At 60.3% G+C, this 21,202-nt stretch carries 9 protein-coding genes and 1 pseudogene; 8 read left to right on the top strand and 2 right to left on the bottom strand.

The window, feature by feature from the left end:
* Nucleotides 1–738 precede the first annotated feature (738 nt).
* Genes ACQR1F_RS09460 through ACQR1F_RS09450 form a run of 3 tightly spaced genes read left to right on the top strand, consistent with a single transcriptional unit; the run spans nt 739 to nt 6,047 of the window.
* A complete protein-coding gene (locus ACQR1F_RS09460; RefSeq protein WP_434912910.1) occupies nt 739–2,865 on the top strand; it encodes a type I secretion system permease/ATPase in 2,127 nt (708 codons plus the stop codon).
* Nucleotides 2,852–4,306, top strand: a complete 1,455-nt coding sequence (locus ACQR1F_RS09455) for an HlyD family type I secretion periplasmic adaptor subunit (RefSeq protein WP_434912909.1) — start codon at nt 2,852–2,854, stop codon at nt 4,304–4,306. The genes ACQR1F_RS09460 and ACQR1F_RS09455 overlap by 14 nt, the downstream gene beginning before the upstream one ends.
* 1 nt (nt 4,307) lies before the next feature.
* Nucleotides 4,308–6,047, top strand: a complete 1,740-nt coding sequence (locus ACQR1F_RS09450; RefSeq protein WP_434912908.1) for a PQQ-binding-like beta-propeller repeat protein — start codon at nt 4,308–4,310, stop codon at nt 6,045–6,047.
* Here ACQR1F_RS09450 and ACQR1F_RS09445 read toward each other — a convergent pair.
* Nucleotides 5,983–6,597, bottom strand: a complete 615-nt coding sequence (locus ACQR1F_RS09445) for an aspartyl/asparaginyl beta-hydroxylase domain-containing protein (RefSeq protein ID WP_434912907.1) — start codon at nt 6,595–6,597, stop codon at nt 5,983–5,985. The genes ACQR1F_RS09450 and ACQR1F_RS09445 overlap by 65 nt on opposite strands.
* Nucleotides 6,598–7,166: 569 nt before the next feature.
* On the opposite strand from ACQR1F_RS09445, the gene ACQR1F_RS09440 reads away from it, so the two are divergent.
* Nucleotides 7,167–7,394, top strand: coding sequence for a hypothetical protein (locus ACQR1F_RS09440; protein WP_434912906.1), 228 nt, complete (start codon nt 7,167–7,169; stop codon nt 7,392–7,394).
* A 297-nt stretch (nt 7,395–7,691) separates the two neighbouring features.
* Nucleotides 7,692–15,524, top strand: coding sequence for a beta strand repeat-containing protein (locus ACQR1F_RS09435; protein ID WP_434912905.1), 7,833 nt, complete (start codon nt 7,692–7,694; stop codon nt 15,522–15,524).
* Nucleotides 15,525–16,691: 1,167 nt separating this feature from the next.
* On the opposite strand, the pseudogene ACQR1F_RS09430 reads toward ACQR1F_RS09435, so the two are convergent.
* Nucleotides 16,692–17,911 (bottom strand): annotated as a pseudogene (locus ACQR1F_RS09430) (ABC transporter substrate-binding protein).
* Nucleotides 17,912–18,207: 296 nt separating this feature from the next.
* On the opposite strand from ACQR1F_RS09430, the gene ACQR1F_RS09425 reads away from it, so the two are divergent.
* The 3 genes from ACQR1F_RS09425 to nusG all read left to right on the top strand — a co-directional run bounded on the left by ACQR1F_RS09425 (nt 18,208) and on the right by nusG (nt 21,173).
* Nucleotides 18,208–20,136 carry an invasion associated locus B family protein gene (locus ACQR1F_RS09425; protein ID WP_434912904.1) on the top strand — a complete coding sequence of 643 codons (1,929 nt, stop codon included), beginning with the start codon at nt 18,208–18,210 and terminating at the stop codon, nt 20,134–20,136.
* 288 nt (nt 20,137–20,424) lie between these two features.
* Nucleotides 20,425–20,616: a preprotein translocase subunit SecE gene (gene secE, locus ACQR1F_RS09420; RefSeq protein WP_315800982.1), complete on the top strand. Its 192-nt coding sequence runs from the start codon at nt 20,425–20,427 to the stop codon at nt 20,614–20,616.
* The gene (nusG, locus tag ACQR1F_RS09415; RefSeq protein WP_009031827.1) at nt 20,616–21,173 is read left to right on the top strand and encodes a transcription termination/antitermination protein NusG; all 558 of its coding nucleotides are present in this window, start codon (nt 20,616–20,618) and stop codon (nt 21,171–21,173) included. The genes secE and nusG overlap by 1 nt, the downstream gene beginning before the upstream one ends.
* The last annotated feature ends 29 nt before the right edge of the window (nt 21,174–21,202 follow it).

The following is a 21,202-nucleotide window of genomic DNA, read 5'->3' as shown; positions in this document are numbered from 1 at the left end:
GACGTGAATGTCATGAGGCAGCGAGTCGTAGCCGCCAGTCAGGGTTTCCAATGGGCGCTGTTGACATCGCTAATGCCGGTCGTTTGAGCAATCGAGTCACATCCAGACCCGTGCCCAAAGAGGCACAATAGAGCAACCTTAGCGGGTATTTCATCTCAGTACCGCTCAGATGCTTAATGGTTTCTTGCCGCACCGAGCCAAGCCTCGGTCCTGGAGTTGATTCTCGCGGGCGTGCGAGCACCGCAATTCGCGTTTGCACTCATTTCTCCGGAGGCAGCTTCGTAGTAGGAGCGCTTGATTTTGAGTAGACCCCGCGCCTGGAGTTGCATGCTCAGTTTTGGCTGGGCCAGAGCTGGGACTTAATAGGGGCAATGTGCAGTTGGCGAACGATTCGCAAGCGGCACCCATAGGGACTTTTGACGCCGCAGATGCCGTATTCTGTAGGCGCAGATGCGTCTTACGTACAGAACGGAGGAAAGCGCGAGCAGCTTACACAAAACTGACGTGTAGCAGGCCGCAGAGGTGATCTGCAGCCGGGTTCATCTGTCGTTATGGCTATGGTTGGCAGGCTCTGTCTCTCTGCAAGTGTTTGTCGTGTTCGCTGCAGGAACCACGATTGACGCGCGAGCTCGCGTCCCGTCCATCGAAAAAAATATCTTCGCAACAAGCAGTGTCAGATCTTGTCGAATTGTTGTCGGTGGTACAATATGCACCCACGACTTAGGGTAGTGCGGGGCCATGGACGCGGGGCAGAGGGATACGGGGCTTGACTGCCTGACATTGCTGCTGCGGTTCCATCAGGTCGCCGTCGATCCGGCGCAGATTGCACATCAGCTTGCGGGACAGCCGGTCGGCGTGACCGAGATGCTTCGCTGCGCCAAGCAGCTGAAGCTGAAGGCGCGTGCGGTCAGGCAGACGTGGGAGGGGCTGGCGAAGCTGCCGCTGCCGGCCATCGTGGCGCGGCCGGATGGTTCGTTCGTCATCCTGGGGCAGGTCACGGCCGAGGCGGCGTTGATCCAGGATCCCCTGGTGAATCGGCCGCAGAGCCTCAAGCGGGCCGAGTTCGAAGCCAATTGGACCGGCACGGTGGTGCTGTTGGCGCGCCGCGCCTCGCTCTCCGATCTGGCGCGGCGCTTCGACATCACATGGTTTCTGCAGGCGATGCACAAATATCGCCGGCTGCTCGGCGAGGTGCTGCTCGCCTCGTTCTTTCTGCAGCTGTTCGGTCTCGTCACGCCGCTGTTCTTCCAGGTCGTCACCGACAAGGTGCTGACCCACCGCGGCTACACCACGCTCGACGTGCTCGTGTTCGGCCTCGTCACCGTCACCATATTCGAGACGGCGCTGGGCGGTCTTCGAACATACGTGTTCTCGCACACCACCAACCGCATCGACGTCGAGCTCGGCGCGCGGCTGTTCCGCCATCTGATCGCGCTGCCGATCGCCTATTTCGAAGCGCGGCGGGCCGGCGACTCCGTGGCGCGGGTGCGTGAGCTCGAGAACATCAGGAACTTCATCACCAGCTCGGCGCTGACGCTGGTCATCGACCTCGCCTTCACCTTCGTCTTCCTGGGAGTGATGTTCTACTACTCGCCGTTCCTCTCCTGGATCGTGGTCGGTTCCTTCCCGTTCTACATCGCGCTGTCGGCAGGCGTGACGCCCATCTTCCGCAAGCGGCTCGATGTCAAGTTCGACCGCGGCGCCGAGAACCAGGCCTTCCTGGTCGAGAGCGTCACCGCGATCCAGACCCTGAAGGCGATGGCGATCGAGCCGCAGATGCAGCGGCGCTGGGAGGAGCAGCTCGCCGGTTATGTCGGCGCCAGCTTCGACGTGCTGTCGCTCGGCAACTGGGCGAGCCAGTCGGTGCAGTTCATCAGCAAGATCGTCACCGCGCTGACGCTATACTTCGGTGCGCATCTGGTGATCGAGGGCAGTCTCAGCGTCGGAGAGCTCATCGCCTTCAACATGCTGGCCGGGCGGGTGGCGCAGCCGGTGCTGCGGCTGGCGCAGCTGTGGCAGGATTTCCACCAGGCGCGGCTGTCGATCGCCCGCCTCGGCGACATCCTCAACACCACGCCGGAGCCGGCCTTCAATCCGGGCCGCGCCGCGCTGCCGCCGGTGCGCGGCGAGGTCGTGTTCGACCACGTCCACTTCCGCTATCGCGTCGATGGCCCGCTGGCGCTGCACGATGTCAGCCTGAAGGTGCCGGTCGGGCAGGTGGTTGGGATCGTCGGCCCCTCCGGCTCGGGCAAGTCGACCCTGACCAAGCTGATCCAGCGGCTCTATTTGCCGGAGAGCGGCCGCATCCTGATCGACGGCGTCGATCTCACGGTCGCCGATGTCACCTGGCTGCGGCGGCAGATCGGCGCCGTGCTGCAGGAGAACGTGCTGTTCAACCGCTCGATCCGCGACAACATCGCGCTCGCCGACCCCGGCATGGCGATGGAGCGGGTGATCCAGGCAGCCGAGCTCGGCGGCGCCCACGACTTCATCCTCGGGCTGCCCGACGGCTACGACACTGTTGTCGGCGAGCGCGGCGCGAGTCTCTCAGGCGGGCAGCGGCAGCGCATCGCGATCGCCCGTGCGCTGGTCACCAATCCGCGTATCCTCATTTTCGACGAGGCAACCTCGGCGCTCGACTATGAGAGCGAGAACATCATCCAGCGCAACATGCGCAAGATCTGTGCCGGGCGCACCGTCTTCATCATCGCGCACCGGCTGTCGGCCGTGCGCAATGCCGACCGCATCATCACCGTCGAGAATGGGCGCCTGGTTGAGGACGGCACCCATGACGAGCTGATCAAGCGCGCGGGGCGCTACGCGATCCTGCACCAGATCCAGGCGGGGCTCCATGTCGTCGGCTGAGGCGCACCGGCAAGACAACGCTCCCATCTCGCTGGACGCACGGCGCAAGCGCCGCAACGACGCGCGCGAGTTCCTGCCCGCGGCGCTGGAGATCGTGGAGACGCCGGCGTCGCCCGCGGGGCGCGCCATCGCTGCTACGATCATGTTGTTCTTCGCAATCGCGATCGGCTGGTCGATCCTGGGCCATGTCGACATCATCGCCTCGGCGCAAGGCAAGATTGTGCCGACCGGCCGCACCAAGACGATCCAGCCGCTGGACGCGGGCGTGGTCGCTGCGATCCATGTCCAGGACGGCGACAAGGTCCGTGCCGGCGACGTGCTGGTTGAGCTCGACCACACCGTAACTGAGGCAGAGCGTCGGCGCGTGGCCCAGGATCTGATGTCGGCGAAGCTCGATGTCGCAAGGCTTGCTGTCATCAGAGATAGTTTCGACAATCTTTCCGACTTACGACCGCTGTCGGTACCGAGAGGCGCGGCTCCGGCTGACGTTGCACACACGCGCGCTGCGTTGCAGGCCCAGGCTGCCGAGCAGCTGTCGAAACTCTCATCGACCGCGCAGCAGATTGCGCAGAAGAGAGCCGAGGCGCAGTCGGTAGGGGCGGCCATAGGCAAGATCGACGCGACCTTGCCATTCCTGCAGGAGACTGCCGACATCCGCCGCAATGCCAAGGAGATCCAATATGGCAACCAGATCGCTTATCTCGATGCGCAGTCGCGGTTGATCGACCAGCAGAACGAGCGCATCGTGCAGACCCGGCGCCTTGTCGAAATCGAGGCGGCGCGGCTTGCGCTGGAGCAGCAGCTGGCACAGACGCGCTCTGGCTTCGAGCGCCAGGTGCTCTCCGACCTGGGAGATGCCGAAAAAAAGGCGGATGAGCTCACTCAGGACCTCGTCAAGGCTGAGCGCAAGATTGCCGAGCAGGTCCTGCGCGCGCCGATCGACGGCACAGTGCAGCAGCTCGCGCTTCACACTGTGGGTGGGGTCGTCACACCGGCGCAACAACTCATGCTCATTGTGCCCGCTGACAGCCAGCTCGAGGCCGAAGCCATGATCTCCAACCGCGACATCGGCTTCGTCAATGTCGGCCACCCGGCCGAGATCAAGATCGACACCTTCAACTTCACCCGCTACGGCCTCGTCCACGGGAGGGTCATCAACGTCTCGCAGGATTCGATCGTCCGTGAGAAGCCCGCCGACAAGCAAGCCGGCGCCAAGCCCGCTGGTGCATTGGCCGAGACCAGCGAGCCGGCAGGGCAGGAGTTCATCTATTCGGCGCGGGTGTCGCTGGACGAGAAACAGATGCAGGTCGAGGACAAGATGGTTGCGCTCGCGCCTGGGATGGCGGTGACAGTGGAGATCAAGACGGGGACAAGGCGGATCATTGAATATGTGATGTCGCCGCTGCTCCGCTATCGGCACGAGAGTCTACGAGAGAGATGAAGTGCGAGTCATCAACGTGCAGAGCATGAAGCGAGCTGATATCTTTTCAGAGATCGACAAGAAGAGCATTTATCGGTCAGACGCTAGGCCGATTTCAACGCGCGGTCGCTTCCAGAGCTGGATGATCGATCTCCGTGCAGCTTTCATGCGCCCCGATCTACTGGCGGCTATTGCTGATGAGTTCTGGTCCTTGAACGGTGACCGGGATCAGTTCCAGATCGGCGGCATGGAAACTGCTGCCATTCCGCTGCTGACCGCAATCCTGCTGCGGGCGCCGGAGCGGCATCGGGGCGTTAACGGCTTCATCATCCGCAAGGAACGAAAGGCCACGGGGCTCGGTCGAATCATCGAGGGCGAGGTCACCAAGGCGCCGGTGGTTCTGGTGGACGATCTCATCAACTCGGCAAAGAGCGCAGAGAAGGCGCGCGCGGTGGCTGAAGCCGCGGGGGCGAGCATTCAGACTCTCTTCGTCGTGATCGACTATGAATCCAAGGCTGGACGGCAATGGAGAACCCGACATGGCATCGAGGTTCAATCGCTCTTCAAGCTCCACGATTTCGGTCTGAGCCTGGAGCTAAATCCGGCACCGCCACGTCAACGCTATCGGCAGCTCTGGCATACAGCCGTGCCCGGAGGCGTTCCGTTTCACATCGTTCCGAAGTCCGCTCCGCTGCTCGTCGGCGCGGTCCTGTTTCGCGGTTGCGACGCGGCGAAAATGCAGGCGTTTGATACAGAGACCGGCACGGTGCTCTGGGAATATCAGGTCACGGGTGCGGCGCCAGGCAAAGGAATTTGGTCGTCGCCTTGCTATCACGATGGCCGTCTCTATTTCGGTGCCTATAACGGCGTCGCCTATTGCCTCGACGCTTCGAACGGTCGACCCGCCTGGGTGCGCGCCCACGGCGAATGGATCGGCGCATCGCCGCTCGTCGTGGCACAACATGGTCTGGTCTATTTTGGACTCGAGTACGAGCGGCCCTGGGCGCGCGGTGGGATCGCCGCGTTGGATATTCAATCAGGTGAAAAGGTCTGGGAACATCCTGTCGGCAAATACCAGCATGGGTCCCCTGCCTATTGGCGGGGAGGAGACATCATCATCTGGGGAATTGCTGACCATGTCATGGCCGGCCTCGAAGCCAAGAGCGGCAAGCTGGTCTGGGCATTCAAGACCAGGCGGTCGGTCAAATATTCCCCCGCAATCTGCGAGCGACGCGGGCTGGTGGCTTTCGCATCGTTCGACAAATCCATCTATGTTCTGGAGGCCGCGACAGGAAGGAAGCTTGGCGAGTGGGAAACCGGTGAGATCTGCTACACCACTCCGCTCATCGTCGGGGATCGGATGTTCTGCGGTTCCGGAGACCGCAGCATCTATGTGATCGACCTCGCGACGATGACCTTGGCAAAGAAGATCTCGGCTGGTGCGCGCGTCTATTCCTCGCCGAGATTGGTCGACGGCCGGGTGGTCATCGGCACCAACGGCGGCGTGGTGATGGAGATCGATCCGGTTACCCTCGAGATCCTGGGACGGCTACAACTCCCGGACGCTATCACCAACGCCGTCGCGGCGACACCGGACGGGAGCAGGATCTTCGTGTCGACCTACATGAACCATCTTTACGCATTCGAACGGTTGCCAGACGACAATGGAACGATAACCGCCGGACGGCGGGTCTCGGTCACCGCTCGGCGCCGACGGACTCAGAATACGCAGGCAAGGAGTCTTCTAGCGGCAGGGGATTGACCGCAAGTCTGGCATAGGCCGCCGGTAGCAGATCGAAGATGTAGTGAATACGCCACTCGTTCGACTCGTTGAACGCTGAATGGTGCTGCTTGTTGTCGAACCACCATAACTCGCCTTCGCGCATCCTGACCTCTTCGTTTCCGCTTCGCAAGACGCTCCCGGACGGGCTCTTCAATACGAGATGAAAACGATTACGGATCAGATAGTAGGAGCCGACATCAATGTGAACGCCGACCGACGACCTTGGCTTCAGGCGGACGATCGTTGCTCTCGAGAGCGAAGAGTTGAACAGCTCCGCGGCTTTGGCCAGAAAGCCCATCGCCAGGGGAAAGTGCGCGGACATGCCTGTTGCGACGCTCTCCTGATTTTCGTTGATGAGCAGATCCGGCCTGACAACCGCATTGCGCAGGAAAATCGTGTTGGTGTCGCGCTGGACGCGAATCTTGTCCTGCCGGCTCGTGTTGGCTAGCCAGACAGTCTCCTGACCGTCAATCTCCGCGAGTAGCGGAGCGACGTTGATTTCCTTTTGAACGAGACGGAAATATTTCATTGGATGCTCGCAGTCTGAATGTGCTCGTTGGTGACGGAACCTATCGCTTTTGCAACGCTCTTCGCAAATGTTGCGCTAGCTCTCATATAGGACCTTACTGGCTTGGATGTATATCCACTCGATCTGAAAGTGCTAGCGTGTCCAGGGAGACGGGGGGGCGGACTGGATCCCGCTGTGCAATCAAGAGCCGTGCTAGGCATCAGTTACTCGTTGATCCAAAAATTTTCATTAGATCGCGCCATTTGCTGATTGCACATCGGGTGACAGTCATGCCATTCTTCAACCATCACGTCACTACTCAACCTTAGATGTATCGATGCACTTCTCTGAATGAGAGTACTAAACGGTTGAAGTTGCCTGACGAGGGGGGGGGCGAATTGACCGTACCGAAGTTCGGCATGCGTTTAACTACAGTGGCATCTCCATATCGTCGCAAAAGGTTGGCTTGTGATCAGGGGGGCATCCTTGACGCTTGCACGACGCATCGAACCCGCAGATCGCTACGATGAATTGGGTTATTGATTTCGATCGCGATTGTCCTTTGTTCTGAGCGCGCTTATGGACGTCAGATGTCTATCAACAGGAATAACTGGGAATTGTTTGGCGGAAAGTGGAAGGGCCGAATTCTGACGGGCACTATCGCCTTCGCGCTGTTTTGGGTGTTCTTTTTCTTGTCGACCCAGTTTGAATTGTCGCATTCGCTCATCGTTCTGCTCGCAATGGCTGGATGCGCGGGACTCATCGGGAGTCTTGCTTCTCAACGTATCATCAAAGGAAATGCCGATCGTTCGAGCTGACGGCCTCGAATCGAAGAGGGCTCGCTTGGTACGTTCAAGCCAAGCGAAGAATTGTTTTGCGCTTCAAATTAACGGGAGAAGGTGATGGTTGACCAGACTACGGCGGATGCGACGGCAGCAGCCATTGGCCTTGCCATCGGAGCTCCGATTGGCCAGGCACTTGGAGGCGTAGTTGGATCAGCCGTAGCAGGACCAGGACTTGGAACGACCATTGGAGGCAACCTCGGTGGGCTCGCGGGAGGCGCAATTGGCGCTGGCATCGCGGTGGGCATTGCCCACGGAGCCAATCAGACGGGGATGGATACGGATGGAACCGGCATAGATGGGTTTGGTGGAGTGGCCCCTTTCGGCTACGGGCCGCCCTCATCGCCTCCGTCGGCCCCATCGACCACCGAAGCAAGTCTCAGCAATGTGAATGATATTGGCGATCCTAATGCGCCTGATGAAACTGATGGGATATCGGCTACGGCAGTTGCCATGGGGATTGCTGAGTCTCAGGCTGAGGCTGACGATCCTGGTGATGAGGGTGATGATGGTGAGGGAGAGGGCGACGGCGACGGCGACGGCGACGGCGACGGCGACGGCGACGGCGATGGCGATGGTGATGGCGGCGGCGGCGACGGTGATGGCGGCGACGGTGATGGTGATGGCGGCGACGGTGATGGCGGCGGCGGCGACGGTGATGGCGGCGGCGGTGATGGTGATGGCGGCGACGGTGATGGCGGCGGCGGCGACGGTGATGGCGGCGGCGGCGACGGTGATGGCGGCGGCGGTGACGGTGATGGCGGCGACGGTGATGGCGGCGGCGGTGACGGCGGCGCAGGCGGTGATGGCGGCGGAGGTGATGGTGGCGGCGCTGGCGTTCCCGTTGTTCTGGATATCTCGGGGCACGGGCTGAAAGTCACGCAGCTCGGCTCTTCCAATCAGTTCATGCCAACGGTCTCAAGCGATGGCTTGCAGCATAGAACGGCGTGGGCTGCCGCCGGCAACGGCGTTCTGGTCCTGGATCTCAACGACGATGGCGTGATCAATCAGGCAAAGGAATTCAACTTTAAATTGTGGGACCCGACGGCGACCTCGGACATGCAGGCGCTGCTGGATGTTTTCGATACGAATCACGACGGCAAGCTCGATTCTGGCGACGCCGACTGGAGCAAATTCAAGGTCCTTGTCACAAACGAGGACGGCACGACCCAGCTTGAGACGATGTCTCAGTTGGGGATCACGTCGATCAACCTGACGTCCAACAACCAGAAGATCCTTCTGCCGGATAGATCATCGATCCAGGGCGTGACCACATACACGAAGGCAGATGGCACCACCGGTGCCGCTGGTGACGCGTCCTTTGCCTATGACCGTAACGGCTATCTCGTCCGAAGCACGACGACCCACAACGGGAACGGTTCAACGACGATCGATAACAAGGCGTTCAGTATCGACGGTAGGCTCGCGAACGAGACGATCAGCACCACAAGCGCCGACGGCAGGACCGTCACGCTCTCGAGGGACAGTAACGGCGACGGCGTGATCGACAGCATCCAGGCCGACGTCACGGTGCTGAACGCGGATGGAAGCACATCGCTCAGCGTCACCAATTTCGATGGTACCGGAAGTCACGTCCTCAATCGGACGGTCACCACGACCAACGCAGACCTGAAAACGACCACGATTCAGCGCGACTCGAGTGGTGGTGGTACCTTCAATCAGGTCGAGATTGACGCCCGCGATGCTCAGGGCAATCTCACCGTGTCGATCTCTGATCTCAATGCCAGCGGGTCGCTCAAGGACCGCGGGGTCACGACGACTAGCATTGATGGTCATTCTAGGACAACGCAGATTGACCAGAATGGCGACGGGGTCGTCGACCTTACCCAGACCGACGCGATCGTTGTCAATGCCGACGGCAGCACGACCGAGACCGTCACGAATCTTAATAGTGACGGATCCTTGCGCGGCCGAGAAGTGACTCTGACCAGCGCCGACCATCGCACCAAGACCGTCGCGGTGGATGGCAACGGTGACGGCATTGTCGATACCACGCATGTCGCGTCGATCGTCGTCAATGCTGACGGAAGCACGTTGACCACCGTGCAGGATCTCAACAGCAATGGTTCGCTGCGCGATAGGTCGGTGACGACCCTCAGCGCGGATGGTCTGTCGAAAACAACCCAAGTCGACCTCGATGGCAACGGCACGTTCGATCTGACGACAACCGATGTCGCGGTGCGGAACGCGGACGGCAGCACAACCGAAACCGTGACCGACCGGAATGCCGACGGGTCTCTACGGGCGCAGACGGTCATCAGCCTGTCGGCTGATCAAAGACAGCGAACGGTACAGCTCGACTCCAATGGGGATCACGGCGTCAATTTTCTCGAGACGGTCGTCGCTTCATCGAACGGAGCGAATGTCGATACAGTCTCGTTGTTCAACAACGACGGCTCGTTGCGGTCGCGAACGATAACGACGACCAGCGCCAACGGTCTGTCAAAGACAACCGAGTTGGACGTCAACGGCGACGGGGTGGTCGACCGCCGGAGCTACGACGCCACCGTGATTGGTACCGATGGCAGCTCTGTCAGCACTCACACCGACGTCAGCGCGAGCGGCGCGCTGCTGGATCGAACGGTGGTGACGACGAGTGCGAACGGCCTGTCGACGACCACGCAGTGGGATACGACGGGGGCTGGTGTATTCAATCAGACTCAGACTGACGTCACGACTGTGAATGCTGACGGCAGTAGCACCGAGACAGTGACCAACATCAATGCTATCGGATCACTGAAGTGGCGAACGGTGGCCACCGTCAGTTCTGATCGCAAGAGCAAGACGACGCAGATCGATTCAAACGGCGACGGCGTCTTCGATCAGGTGCAGAGCCGCGTCTTGAACGCGGACGGCAGCGTGATTGTGAGCACCTCGGACCTCAACCCCAATCAGTCCCTGCGAGATCGAAAGGTCACGACCACCAGCGCCGACGGCCTCTCGTCGACGACACAGTGGGACACGGCGGGCTCCGGCACGTATAACCTAACTCGCACCGACGTAACGGTGTTGAATGTCGACGGCAGCAGCACGGAAACTGTCACCGACATCAATGCCAATGGCTCTCTCCGGGACAGGGTCACTACGACCAGCAGTGCCAACGGCTTGAGCAAGTCGACGCAGTGGGACACCAACGGCGACGGTCTGGTCGATCTCACCCGAACCGACATCGTGGTGCTGAACGCGGATGGTAGTCGGACCGAGACCGTTACCGATTTAGCGAGAAACGGTGCAACGCGAGGACAAACGGTCACGATCACGAGTGACGACGGACTGTCCACGACGACGCGATGGGATAGCACCGGGACGGGCACGTTCAATCAGGTGCGAACGGACATCGTACTGCTCAACGCCGACGGTAGCCGTACCGAGACGATCAGCGACGTCAATGCCGATGGGTCGCTGAAAGACCGGAAGACCACTACCACGAGTGCGGATGGCGTCACGGTCTCGATTGCTGTGGATATCAACGGAGATGGGGTCGTCGACCAGACTGAGACGGACGCCGTGACGGCTAACGGCAGTAAGGTCGTTACGGTATCCGACCTTGCGTCAGGTGGCGTACTCAAGGATCGGGTTGTCACGACCACGAGCGCGAGCGGTCAGTCGGCGACCACGCAGTGGGATCCGACGGGAGCTGGAAGCTTCACGCAGACACGGACCGATGTGACGGTTCTGAATGCGGACGGCAGCAGCACTGAGACGATCAGTGATCTGAAGTCAAACGGCATGTTGCTCGACCGGACGGTGGTGACGACCAGTGCCAACGGCCTGTCCAAGACAACGCAACGGGATACGACAGGTGCCGGAACGTTCAACCAGACGCAAACAGACGTTATAGTATTGAACGGTGACGGCAGCACCACCGAAACGGTGACTGACATCAACCCGGACGGGTCTCTGAAGCGCGGGACAGTGACCGTTGTCAATTCTGACCGCGCGAGCGGGACGGTTCAGCTCGACACCAACGGGGACGGTGTTTTCGATCAGGTCCAGAGCCGAGTCGTGAACGCTGATGGCAGCGTGACCGTGACATCATCCGACTTCAATTCCAACGGAACGTTGAAGGATAGAGCGGTTATAACCACGAGTGCGAATGGCCTGTCGACGACAACACAACGAGACACCGCGGGAACTGGTATTTTCAATCAGACCAGGACGGATGTGACGGTTCTCCACGCCGATGGCAGTCGAACCGAGACGATCGTCGACCTGAATGCGGATGGAACCATCAAGGAGCAGATCAGCAAGACTGTGGGCGCCGATGGCCTGTGGAAGGCGACCATGTGGCAAGCGGGTGCTGCGTCACTGGGCCCGATCACAGCGACGATCGGCTCCCCGATCCCTGTGGATCCGCCGTCTTCGGCCCGGACGGATGTAACGGTTCTCAACGCCGACGGTAGCCAGACCGAGACGATCGTGTACTCCAACCAATTTTACCCGACTTTCGTCACGGTGGAGACGACGAGCGCCAACGGATTGTCCAAGACTCTCCAATGGAACTCTACCGGCCTTGGCAGCGGCTTCGACCAGACCCAGACCGACGTCACGGTCCTCAATCCCGATGGAAGCCGGACGGAGACGATTGCAGACTTCGGAGCCAATGGCGCGCTGACATCGAGGATGGTCACGACAGAGAGCGCCGATGGGCGTACGAAGACCGTGCAATCCGACATCAACGGTGACGGCGTGGTCGACCAGAGCCGGTCGACCTTCACGGCGAAGAACGCGGACGGCAGCAAGACGCAGACCGTGCTCGAATATGGCGCGGGCGGGACGCTGCGGGCGCAGGTAGTGACGGCGACCAGCGCGGACGGCCAGACCGTTAGTATCACACGTGATGCTGACGGTGATGGAACGGTCGATCAAGTCGAGACCGATTTGACTGCCATTGACGGCAGCGAGGTCAAGACGATCACTGATCTCGCTGGGTTCCTGGGAGGGGCTGAGCGGAGAGTGATGACGAGCAGCGCCGATGGCTTGACGAAGACGACGCAGTGGGATTTCGGCGCAAACGGAACTATTGATCGCACGCGGACGGATGTAACCGTCAAGAATATCGATGGAAGCTCGACCGAGACAGTAACTGATCTGAATGCTGACGGGTCGCTGTACCGAAGGAAGATACGGACGACCAGTGCCGATGGTGCGATCAAGACTCTCCAAGAGGACAGTGACGGCGACGGCTATGTTGATCACACCGAGGTTACAACGATTGCTTTGGATGGTAGTTCATCAAAGGTCGTCAAGAATTTCGCTACCAACGGTAGCATTACCGGCCTATCGGTGACTCAAACGAGCGCTGATGGCGGGGTTGCGACCGTTAATGAGGATACCCAGGGCACTGGACGGTACGACCATATTACGACCGTTCGTCAGAACATTGATGGAAGTGCGACCTCTAGTTCTGTCTACTTGAATGAAAACGGACAGACGATCAAGCGGGTTGTTACGAACGTCAGCGCGGACGGTCTGCGGATCGTAACTCAGACGGACAGCACAAATGCGGGCTGGTTCGATAGCGTCGAGACGAAGGTTTCGAGGGTGGATGGCAGCAAGGTGGCGACGACCGTTGAGCTGAATGCTGACGGATCGACCAAGGAGGTAATTGTCGCGACGACAACTGCGGACGGCAACGTCACGACCACGATCGGCACCAACGTCGATGGCACTCTGGCGCTTTATGCCCTCGACGATCTGACCAACACCACCGGAACGTCTTACACGAATACTTACAACCATGGAGTTCTGGCGACCCAGAGCGCCACATACACTAGTGGCGAAAGTAAAGGTAACACATACAACGCGACGTTTGGGCCGACGGGAGCTTACGCGAGCTGGATCGAAACCGACGTCAAGAACTTGTACTGGTGGAACACCTACAGCGTTAAGTACTACAGCAATGGCAATCAGGCGGTCGGAATCCTGACCGCAGACACGGGCGACGTGCAGGTCAATGTCTACGATGGAACAGCGGCAGCTAACATTATCAATACAGGAACGCGCCTAGCTCATCCTAGCTCAAGCAGCGGATTGATCGTTGTTTCAGGGTCTAAGTATACCAACTATTACAACGGTAATGTGCTCAACTGGCAGTCTGGCCAATGGACGAGCGGTCAGAACAATGGGGACACTTGGATCAACACCTACAATTCGAGCGGAGGTCTGGTCGCCCAGCAGGTATTCGACAATAATCATCTGCTTGGCGCGTCCTACACGCTGTACTTGAATGCCGCGGGCATGCTAATTTCGGAATTCGGGACATACGACAGCGGCAGCGATAGCGCACACGCCGGTGACACGTACTCGATGACGTTCAATGCGAACGGAAGCCTAGCCAGCTACGCGCTGAACGATATCACGGGGCAGTACGGCAGCTCGTATACGGAAGCCTATGATAGTTCTGGCGTGCTGCTGTCCCGAAATGGCGTCTACGATAGCGGCGTGCTAGCTGGCGCGACTTACGGCTATAAGTTCAATGCCAATGGTACTGTTGCGTCGTACACGATCGCACTCAGCGCGTCGCAGGCCGTTGCTGACATCTCGGCTTTGAATTCCAACAGTCAACTGGCATCGATCACGCTAACTGATAGCGGAAAGCCGACGCTAACGCTCACATCCGCACAGGTTGCGGAGGATACGTTCGCATTGAGCAAGATCACCAACGGGAGTTTTGACATTGCCGTCTCCGATACGGGAGCTGTGCTGACAGCGCAGGCGGGAATTATAGCGAGCGGAGCCGCTGCTGGAGACAGTTGGCTGAAGCTCTTCAATGCCGATGGGACCCTGGCTTCTTCTGCGTATTATGACCCGACAGGCGCGACGTCGACATCGTATACGGAGAAGTTCAATCACGGCGTTGCAGCAAGCCAGAGCGCTACGATCACCAGCGGCGCGACTGCGGGCAATACCTACACCGCGACGTTTGGGCCGACGGGGGCTTATGCAAACTGGATCGAAACCGATTTCAAGAACTTGTTCTGGTGGAGCACTTACGATGTTAGCTACTATGGCAATGGCAATCAGGCGGTCGGAATCCTAACCGCAGACGCAGGCGACGTACAGGTCAACGTCTATGATGGAACAGCGGCAGCTAACATCATCAATACAGGAACTCGCCTAGCTCATCCTAGCTCGAGCAGCGGGCTTATCGTTGCGTCGGGTTACAAATACACCAATTATTACAACGGCAGTGTTCTCAACTGGCAGTCCGGCCAATGGACGAGCGGCCAGAACAATGGGGACACTTGGATCAACACCTACAACTCGAGCGGAGGCCTGGTTTCGCAGCAGGTATTCGACAATAATCATCTGCTCGGGGCATCCTACACCCTGTATTTGAATGCCGCGGGCATGCTGATTTCGGAATTCGGTACATACGACATCGGCAGCGGTAGCGCACTGGCCGGTGACACTTACTCGATGACGTTCAATGCGAACGGCAGCCTAGCCAGCTACACGCTGAACGATATCACGGGGCAGTACGGCAGTTCTTATAGCGACACCTACAACAGCTCCGGACTGCTTCTGTCGCGCAGTGGCATTTACGACAGCGGGGCTCTTGCCGGTGACACCTTCCGGTACACCTACAATGCTGACGGCACTGTCGCGACATACGCTCTCGCCGGTAACACCGGCAACAATGTCCTAAGCGCTGGAACGGGGCCTGCCGTCCTGTCCGGCGGTGGTGGCTACGATAAATACCAATTCGGACGCGGCAGCGGCCAGGATCGCATTGTTAATGGAACGGGCAATGGGGCCAGTCCGCAGGGCGAACTCGATCTGGCGGGGGGCGTGTCGAACGAGCAGCTCTGGTTCGTGCGTTCGGGCAACGACCTTGTAGTGGATATCCTCGGTACCCACGATCAGGCAACCATAGCGAACTGGTTCGGAGCTAGTCCGGATGCGCGGCTTGCGCGGATTGTAACCTCCGATTGCCAGGTGCTTGACAATCAGGTCAATCAGCTCGTGCAGGCCATGGCAACCTACTCGGCGAACAACCCGAGCTTCAACCCGGTGACGGCATCACAAGCCCCAGGCGATTCTACTCTGCAGGCGGCTATTGCTGCTGCTTGGCATACGTAATTATCCGTGATGCACTTTAGGCTGAGTGCGGTAGAGGAGGCCGGATAGAAGTAGTTCGGAGAGTTACTTTCTTAGCAAATGTGGAGGAGCGATTCCCCCTTCTTGGGGAGCCGTTTCGATAGAACGGGGCGCTGCGCGCAATGATTGCAGGTCTGCGCCAAGCTGGTGAAGTACCTGGACAAAGGAGGACTGACCTGCCCCTAAGAAGTTCCGGTTCACGGAGAGAAGATCATGGCGATCCTGAAGGAGCAGAAGGCTGGGTAGAAAACGGCAGACCTGGCTCGCAAGCGCGAGATATCGGAGGCGACGTTCTACGATTGAAAGGCCGAGTTCGATGGATGGAGGTCTTAAGGCGAAAGCGGCTCAAGGCTTGAGGACGAGAGCGCCCAGCTGAAGGAGCTCTTGGTGGCGGAGATGCTGGACGCAGCGCGCTGCGCAAGCTGCTGTCAAGAAGAGATAAGTCTGCCGCCAAGCGCGTTGCAGCGCGGACCAGTCAACGGTCCGCTACTGGTCTCGCCAGCCACTTACCAGTGAGCTTCGGGCTCACTTACGTGAGCTGGCAAGCGAGCGCCGGGGGGCCGGCCACCGTCGACTGTTCGCCTGCTGGGGGCGGGAGGGTGAGCCGTGCGGCATTAACCGCATCCACCGGCTCTATCGAGAAGAAGGTCTTGGTGTGTAAGCGTTGCGCCCGCAAGGCGTGTGGAATCCCCCTCAACCGGCGCGGCAAGCCGGATTCGATCGTCGGTTCACCTGCGAGGCGACGCTGGCCTGGTGCAAGGACGGACTCATCGACTGCGCTTCAATGAGCCGGCAAGCCGGTCCAGAACGCGACATCGAGAGCTTCGACGGCCGGATGAGCGAGGAGCCTTTGAACGAGACCCCTGTTCTTCAGCTTCGACGACGCAAGGCGGACGCCCCGCCTGGGTCACCGACGACAGAAGCGCGCGGTCAGTACATTGACGCCTTGTTTCGGTGCACAAAACCGGTGTACATTAAGTCGCCGGTCGGATCAGAAACGCCTGTAAATTCAAGCTTTTCACGCCCTAGCAGCAGAGTTCGAGCCTCTCCACTCCTGCCAGCGAGATCAAGCACTTAAGCCAAAAATCGACGAGACAGGTGAGGCCGGGGCCCGCGATGCGCGAGCCCCGAATGCGTTTCGGCGACCTCTTATTGCTTCACATAGGGACAGTTGCCGTCCTTCAGCGGCCGGAACACCTGGTCGCCGGGCACCTCCGCCAGCACCTTGTAATAGTCCCACGGGCCCCTCGATTCCTCCGGCTTCTTCATCTCGAACAGGAACATCGAGTGCACCATGCGGCCGTCCTCGCGCAGCACGCCGTTGTCGGTGAAGGCGTCGCGCACCGGGGTCTCGCGCATCTTGGCGAGCACCGGCCTGGTGTCGCGGGTGCCGGCGGCCTTGACGGCATTGAGATAGTGCAGGGTGGCGCTGTAGGTCGCGGCCTGGTTCATGGTCGGCATCCGCTTCATCTTGTCGAAGAACTTCTTGCCGAAGGCGCGGGTGCGGTCGTTGAGGTCCCAGTAATAGGCCTCGGTGATGATCAGGCCCTGCGCCAGCTTCAGGCCGAGGCTGTGGATGTCGGAGATGAACATCACGATGCCGGCGAGGTTCTGGCCGCCAGCGACGATGCCGAACTCGGCGGCCTGCTTGATGGTGTTGATGGTGTCGCCACCGCCATTGGCCATGCCGATGATCTTGGCCTTGGAGGCCTGGGCCTGCAGCAGGAAGGACGAAAAGTCCTGGTTGTTGAGGGATGGCGGGCGCTGCCGACCACTGTGCCGCCGGCGGCGCGCACGACGTCGCCGGTGTCGCGCTCGATCGAATGGCCGAACAGATAGTCGGCGGTGATGAAGAACCAGGTGTTGCCGCCGTTCTTGACGATGGCGCTGCCGACCGTGTGCGCATTGCCGTAGGTGTCGTAGGTCCAGTGCACGGTGTAGGGCGAGCAGGACTTGCCGGTGATGTCGGAGCTCGCGGCATCCGTCACGATCATCAGCTTCTCGAACTGCTTCGACATCTCCATGCCGGCGAGCGCGGTGGCCGAGGTCGGCATGTCGATGACCATGTCGACGGCCTCGTTCTCATACCATTTGCGCACGATCGCGGCGGCGATGTCGGCCTTGTTCTGCGGATCGGCGCTGATCACCTCGATCGGCTTGCCGAACATCGTGCCGCCGAATTCCTCGATGGCGAGCTTGGTCGCCTCGAGATTGCCCTGGCCGCCAATGTCCGAATAGACCGACGAGAAGTCGCTGAGCACGCCGATCTTGAGCGGCGCCTGGGCGCGGGCGGGGACGGCGGTGAGGACGAGAGTGGCAAGGCCGATGGCCGCAAGGCTCATCACGCCCTTCCGCGGGGCAGACATCATGGATTTCCTCCGGATCATTGTTCTTATGGGCTGCAGCATGCGGGCCCGAATCATCATGAGCAAGCGCGGGCTGCGCATGAACCACGGCATTTCGTTGCGGTGCTCCGCCGTTCTCCCATCGCGCGGAAAGACAGGGTCGGCAGCGGTAATCCGTGGCCAGTCTTCGAGGCCCGCGCGGCCGTTGAGCGAATGCTCGATGTCGGTCGGGCAGGCGCTGTTTTTTCCGTGCCGCGAACCCGGCAACACGGTAGGCTGCCGTTCAACCCTGCATTGAAGGCGCGAAAGAGGTTGGGAGCATGAGGAGTTTTGCTGCGCTGGCGGTCGGGAGCGGCATCGCACTGGCGCTCGGCTTGTTGTCGGTGCTGGCCTCACCCGCGATAGCGCAGACCAAGCCCGCGCAGGAGATCAAGCTGTCGTATTCCCCATGGGCGAAGGCCTGTACGCGCGAAGCAGATGTTGACGGCAAGCAGATCTGTTTCACCACCAAGACAGCGCGGTCCGCCGAGAACGAGCGAGTTGTCGTGGCCGTGCTCGTCGAGAGAGACGGGGAGGCCCGTAAGGTCTTAAGGGTGGTTCTCCCGCTCGGTCTGCAAACCGTTCACGGAACGCGGATCATCGTCGACGCGGAGAAGCCGATCCAGAGCACCTATTTGTTCTGCGGCGCAGACGGCTGCGTCTCGGACTACAATGCGACGCCTGAGCTGATCGAAATGCTGAAGAACGGCAAGAGCCTGGTCGTTCAAGCCATCAATGCGAATGGCGCACCGCTGTCGCTTCCGCTTCCGCTCGCCGATTTGGCCCAGGCGCTCGGTGCCAAGGCAGGCAACTGGAATGCTGTCGACGAGCAGCAAAGAAAGATGTTCGTGGCTCTGTTCAAGATCAGGAACAACAAGAGCCTCCCGATTTTGAAACCGAATCTCTCTGTCATGGCGCCCTGGACCAAGTTCTGCCTGAAGGGCAAGGACGCCGATGCCAAGTTGGTCTGCTTCACGGGCAAGGACGGCCGGATCGAAACGGGCCAACCCTTGCTCGCGGCCGTGGTCATCGAGCCGGAAGCCGACCCGAAGAGGCTGCTGCGGATCACGCTGCCGTTGGGCATGGATTTCGCCGAAGGCACCCGGTTGATGATCGACAGCGAGCGGAGTCTGCAGAAGCCGTTCATCATCTGCTTCAAGAACGGTTGTATGTCGGACTACGAGCTCACCCCGGAACTGTTGGGCAGCCTGCGCCGCGGTCAGACCATCAACGTTCAGGCCACGATGAATACCGGGCAGGTGGTTTCGATGAGCCTGCCCTTGCGTGACTTCAACAAGGCCTATGACGGGCCTCCGACGGACCCAAAAGCGTTCGAAGCCCAGCAGAAGAAGCTGCAGCAGGAGCTGGCGCAGCGCGCGAAGGGATCCAAGACGGGGCAGCAGGCCAACATCGCCGACGCCATCGGCGCCGACGCTGCGCCGCCCGCCCAGACCAAGCCGGCTGCCCTCGGTGCCGTTCTTGCTTCCGGCCACTCACCCGGCAAACGGATCGCTCTGGTGATCGGCAATTCGGCCTATCAGAACGTTCCGGCGCTCCCCAATCCTGGCCGGGACGCCGCTCTGGTGGCGGACGCGCTACGTCGGGCGAATTTTCAGACCGTGATGCTGGAGAACGACCTGGGCAGAGATCAACTCGTCGGTGCGCTGCGCGAGTTTGCACGGCAGGCCGAGTCCGCCGACTGGGCCGTCGTCTATTACGCCGGACATGGCATGGAGGTCGCAGGAGTCAACTATCTCATCCCGGTCGATGCCAGGATCGCAAGCGATCGCGACATCAGCCTCGAAGCGGTCTCGATCGATCAGGTGCTCAACTCTGCGGAGCGGGCCAAGCAACTGCGCCTGGTGCTGCTGGATGCATGTCGCGACAATCCCTTCGCCAGTCAGATGAAGCGAACCATGACGGTGGCGTCCAGGTCCGTCAGCCGCGGTCTGGCGCAGATGGAGCCCGATCCCGGGACGCTGGTCGTGTTCGCCGCAAAGCATGGCGAGACCGCTCTCGACGGCGATACAGCGAACTCGCCGTTCGCCACGGCCTTCGTCAAGAACATGCAGGTTCCAGGTCTCGAGGTTCGCCGCCTGTTCGACAACGTGCGCGACGACGTGATGGACATGACCGAACGCCGGCAGCAGCCGTATACCTATGGCTCGGTGCCGGGGCGGGTCGACTTCTATTTTGCGACGCCGAAGTGAAACGCGTCGGCCGCACGCGCCTGGGGCAGATCCACCAACCGACCGGGCCGGAGGGCCGTAGGAGCGTCGTTCACCTCGGTACCTTGACCTTCGGCCGGGTCGACAGTAGATATCGAGGACCTGCAGCCGGCCCGCTACACGCGGATATCCGGCGCGGCTTTTCACTCCCCGAACAAGCGAGCCCGTGGATTCGGCTCATCTCTCCGACAAGAGGGTGGGCCACGGTCGGCTGTTCGGTTTTCCCAGTCAACTCTTCAATCGTCCGATGACGGACGAGGACCCCTGACGATGGCTACCAGCCCGTTCAAATTCCTGCAGGAAGTGCGCTCGGAGACCGCCAAGGTCTCGTGGCCGAGCCGTCGCGAGGTCACCATCACCACGATCATGGTGTTCGTGATGGTGGCGCTGGCCTCGATCTTCTTCTTCGCCGCCGATCAGATCATCCGTTATCTCATCACCCTCGTGCTGGGCATCCACTGATGGCAATCGCAACGCAAAGCTCCGACAAGCGCTGGTACATCGTCCACGCCTATTCGAACTTCGAGAAGAAGGTCGCGGAGTCGATCCGCGAGCAGGCCAAGCAGCGCAATCTCGAGGATCTGTTCGAGCAGGTGCTGGTGCCGATCGAGAACGTCACCGAGGTGCGCCGCGGCCGAAAGATCAACGCCGAGCGCAAGTTCTTCCCCGGCTACGTGCTGGTGAAGATGAAGCTGACCGACGAGGCGTTCCACCTGATCAAGAACACGCCCAAGGTGACCGGCTTCCTCGGTGCCGAGAACAAGCCGATGCCGATCTCCGAAGGCGAGGCGATGCGCATCCTGAACCAGATGCAGGAAGGCGTGGAGCGGCCGAAATCGTCGGTGTCGTTCGAGATCGGCGAGAACGTCCGCGTCGCCGACGGCCCGTTCGCCTCGTTCTCCGGCGTGGTCGAGGAAATCGATGAGGCCCGCTCGCGCCTCAAGGTCGCGGTGTCGATCTTCGGCCGCGCCACCCCGGTCGAACTCGAGTTCAACCAGGTCGAGAAGGTCGTCGGCTGAGGCCGGCGATCCACGCTTTCTCCGCCGTC

Origin of the sequence: Bradyrhizobium sp. HKCCYLS3013 (genome assembly GCF_051167615.1) — a bacterium.
Lineage (GTDB): Bacteria > Pseudomonadota > Alphaproteobacteria > Rhizobiales > Xanthobacteraceae > Bradyrhizobium.
Note: the sequence above shows the minus strand (reverse complement) of the source record. Positions and strands in the feature narration are given on the sequence as shown.